This window comes from Pelagicoccus mobilis (assembly GCF_016595505.1).
In the GTDB taxonomy this organism is placed as follows: domain Bacteria; phylum Verrucomicrobiota; class Verrucomicrobiia; order Opitutales; family Opitutaceae; genus Pelagicoccus; species Pelagicoccus mobilis.
Genome location: NZ_JAENIL010000137.1, coordinates 1 through 1,543, shown reverse-complemented (window position 1 = coordinate 1,543; position 1,543 = coordinate 1). Strand labels below are relative to the sequence as shown.

At 57.9% G+C, this 1,543-nt stretch carries 1 protein-coding gene; it reads left to right on the top strand.

The window, feature by feature from the left end; all coding sequences use genetic code 11:
* Positions 1-124 precede the first annotated feature (124 nt).
* A complete protein-coding gene (locus tag JIN87_RS27920; RefSeq protein WP_200360028.1) occupies positions 125-1,513 on the top strand; it encodes an ankyrin repeat domain-containing protein in 1,389 nt (462 codons plus the stop codon).
* Positions 1,514-1,543: the final 30 nt, after the last annotated feature.

The following is a 1,543-nucleotide window of genomic DNA, read 5'->3' as shown; positions in this document are numbered from 1 at the left end:
TGGCCGGCTAGCCGGCCAGGGGGAGCAAGAACCCGCCTAGAATGTGTTAACCATGTCCTTTAACATGTGTTAACTATGTCCTTGAACTAAACACGCCGGGCACGCCGCACAGCCCATCATCCAGATGTACCGATACGCTCTCATTTTGGCACTGAGCCTCAGCTCAGCATCCTTCGGCTCCGCTCCATTACCAGACGGCACCACCCCGCTCCACCAAGCCTGCCACCAGAACGACACCGAGGCCGCACTAGAACTCCTCGAGGCAGGAGCGAATCCGTCCTCAGAAAACCGATACGGTATTCAACCAATCTCGCTAGCCGTCCAAAACGGAAACGCCGAGGTTCTCAAAAAGCTTCTATCCCTAGGAGCTGATCCCAACCGAGCTTTAAAAGGTGGTGAAACCCTTCTCATGACGGCCTCACGTGTCGGCAGCCTCGAGTGCACCCAAGCCCTACTTGAAGCAGGTGCCCAAATCGACGCCACCGAACGCAAAGGGCAAACCGCGCTCATGTGGGCTGCCGCCGAGGGACATATAGACGTTGTCCAACATCTCGTTGAAAATGGAGCAGACTACAACAAGTCACTAAACTCCGGATACACTCCTTTCTTTTTCGCAATTCGCCAAGGCCACCGTGAACTGGTAAAAACCTTCCTCGATCTTGGAGCTGACGTGAACTCAGCAATGGAGGTCTCCGTAAAAGGCGGCAAACTCGCGAAGAACAACACCAGCCCACTTATCCTAGCCATGGAAAACGGGCACTTCGACATCGCCATCGATCTCCTTGAGGCAGGAGCCAACCCGAATGACGCTCGCACCGGCCTCACACCACTTCACACTCTCGTCCGTGTCCGTAAACCAGATCGTGGCGAAGGCGCCGCTGGTGAACCGCCGCCACTCATAACTGGAGACGTGGACAGTCTCACCTTTGCCCGGGCTCTCATTCGCAAAGGTGCCGACGTAAACGCTCAGCTCACCACCGGGCCCAAAGCCCGTGGAGCGCACTACAGTCGCATCGGCGCGACCCCCTTTCTCCTAGCGAGCGACACCGCCGATCTCGCTTACATGAAGTTGCTCGTCGAATACGGAGCGAGCCACACAACGCCGAACGAAGACGGAACAACACCGCTCATGGTCGCGGCCGGAGTCGGCAGCCAAGCCCCAGAAGAAGAAGCCGGCACCCCAGAAGAGTGCCTGCGAGCCGTCAAGTACCTCGTCTCACTCGGCGTAGAACTCGACACCGTGGCCGCCAACGGTGACACCGCCATGCACGGAGCCGCCTACAAAAACGCCCCCCAAGTGGTTTCCTATCTCAACGAGCAGGGAGCAAACATCAGTATTTGGAATAAGAAGAACAAGAACGGCTGGACTCCGCTCTTCATCGCGGAGGGGTATCGCCCCGGAAACTTCAAGCCCGACTTCGCCACCATCGACGCCATCAAAGAAGTCATGCTCGCCCGCGGTGTCGCCATCCCCGAGGGCGGCCGCCCCGTCCACGTCAACTACGCCCCATAAGCCTTCGCCTATCCGTAGCGCGGTGCTTCA

What these genes read in the sequence shown, in the direction of transcription:
- JIN87_RS27920 (WP_200360028.1), top strand. Translation starts at nt 125, where the DNA reads ATGTACCGATACGCTCTCATTTTGGCACTGAGCCTCAGCTCAGCATCC.